The 772-nt window shown below is 65.0% G+C and carries 1 protein-coding gene; it reads right to left on the bottom strand.

Features of this window, described 5'->3' with window-relative positions; genetic code table 11:
• Positions 1–255 precede the first annotated feature (255 nt).
• The gene (locus ACWAUG_RS13630) at positions 256–621 is read right to left on the bottom strand and encodes a thioredoxin family protein (protein ID WP_460802840.1); all 366 of its coding nucleotides are present in this window, start codon (positions 619–621) and stop codon (positions 256–258) included.
• Positions 622–772 lie beyond the last annotated feature (151 nt).

The raw sequence follows: 772 nt of genomic DNA, 5'->3' as shown, positions 1-772 counted from the left end.
GAACTCGAGACCATAATGATGGAAGCCGTCGCCCTGGCGGCATAAACCCCGGACTCAACCAAAGCCTCAGCAGACCCCCGAGACGAACGCCAGCGGCCACCACCCGAGTGAGGGGAACGCCGTATCCATCGCGAGCCCGGCCACGCCGGCGACTGGCATCGCGGCCCATAGCGGCAAGGGCGCAGGCTCGGACGCCCGCGTCCGCGTGGCGGCTGATGTCTCGACTCTGAGCCCGGAAATGGTGCGCTCCCTGTTCTAGCGAGGGTCGGACTCCTGCATTTGCGCGCGCACGTGGTCCATGTCTAGGTCGCGGATTTTGCCGATCAGTTCGTGTAGCGCTTTGGCCGGGAGCGCTCCGGGCTGGGAGTAGACCAGGATGCCGTCTTTGAAGCCCATTAGCGTGGGGATGGAGGTGATCTGTGCGGCGGCGGCCAGGGATGCCTGGGCCTCGGTGTCGACCTTGGCGAACAGGATGTCGGGATGCTCGGCGGACGCGGCCTTGAAGACGGGAGCGAAGCTGCGGCATGGTCCGCACCAGGCGGCCCAGAAGTCGACCAGCACGATGGGATGGTCGGTGATGGCCGCCGAGAATGCGTCTTCGGTGAGGTCGATGGTTGTCATGAGGGTGGGGCTCCGGAGTCTGGTCGGCGACGGTGTGTTGTGAGGTGAAGTGGATCAGCCCGGGGTCGGCCGGGCTAGGGCGTGTCTGATAAATTGTTCGGGGTCGGGCTGAGAGTCTGGGATGGTGTCGCGATTCCAGTTGCTGTCGGAT

The sequence above is a fragment of the Microbacterium sp. GXF6406 genome (assembly GCF_054798215.1).
Note: the sequence above shows the minus strand (reverse complement) of the source record. Positions and strands in the feature narration are given on the sequence as shown.

Coding starts and splice junctions, on each gene's coding strand:
- ACWAUG_RS13630 (WP_460802840.1), bottom strand. CDS start 621: ATGACAACCATCGACCTCACCGAAGACGCATTCTCGGCGGCCATCACC.